The organism is Vibrio sp. Vb1554 (assembly GCF_033344235.1).
Map to the genome: position 1 here is coordinate 1 of NZ_JAWPOJ010000375.1, position 1,117 is coordinate 1,117.

The 1,117-nt window shown below is 48.5% G+C and carries 1 protein-coding gene; it reads left to right on the plus strand.

Features of this window, described 5'->3' with window-relative positions:
- Nucleotides 1-40: 40 nt before the first annotated feature.
- On the plus strand, nt 41-1,117 hold a 1,077-nt coding region (gene flgE, locus R8N28_RS26400), incomplete at its 3' end, for a flagellar hook protein FlgE (RefSeq protein ID WP_318183808.1).

Sequence of the window (1,117 nt, forward strand, 5' to 3'; positions counted from 1 at the left end):
AGTTTGGTGCTTAACCAAATAAGCAAATCAGAGGTCTTTTATGAGTTTTAACATCGCACTAAGTGGTCTGGACGCGACCAACACAGAGCTAAACACGATCAGCCACAACATTGCCAACGCATCAACGTATGGTTTTAAAGGTGCGCGCACAGAGTTCGCAGCGGTATACAACGGCATGCAACCTGGCGGCGTAGAAGTTGCGTCTATTTCACAAAACTTCGATAAAAATGGTTCAATCACGGGTACTGGTCGTTCAATGGACTTGGCGATCAACGGCAGCGGCTTCTTTGTGACAAAAGATCACATGGGTCAAACGCTTTACACTCGTTCTGGCGTATTTGGTACGGATAAGAGCAACTTTGTAACAGCGAACAATGGCGCGAAGTTGCAAGGTTACAGCGTAGATAGCAACAACAACTTGATGACGGGTTCTGTAGGTAACATCCAAGTATCAACATCGTCACTCAACGCGAAAGCGACAGATAAGCTTGATTTTGTTGCGAACTTCGACGCAAGTGCAAAAGCGATTGATAAAGCGGTAACGCCGTTCGATCCAGCGGATCCAACCTCGTTCAACTCTTCTTACACGACACAGGTGTACGATTCACTTGGCAACTCTCACACCGTGACGCAGTACTTCACTAAAACGGCAGACAACGCATGGGAAGTGAACGTGCAAGTCGACGGTGGTAAAACTCCTGTTTCAACCATTCCTGTGACGTTTAATAAAGACGGTACGTTAGCGGCGCCAACAGGCTCTTTCAATGTGGCATTCCCAGCTGCGGGCGCAAACGCAATGAGCGTTGATATCAACCTAAAAGGCAGCACGCAATTTGGTGCTGCGTTTGGCGTGAGCACAAACAGTCCGAACGGTTACACATCTGGTGAGCTTGCAGGCGTACGCGTAGAAGACAACGGCATGGTTTACGCAACTTACACTAACGGTCAATCACAGCTTCAAGGCCAAGTGGTTCTGGCTGATTTTGCTAATACGCAAGGTCTAGCAAAAGTGAGCGGCACTGCTTGGACACAAAGCTTTAGCTCTGGTGCGCCGATCATGGGCGTTCCGGGTTCTGGCACGCTGGGTAACTTGACTCCAGGTTCATTATATGGCTCA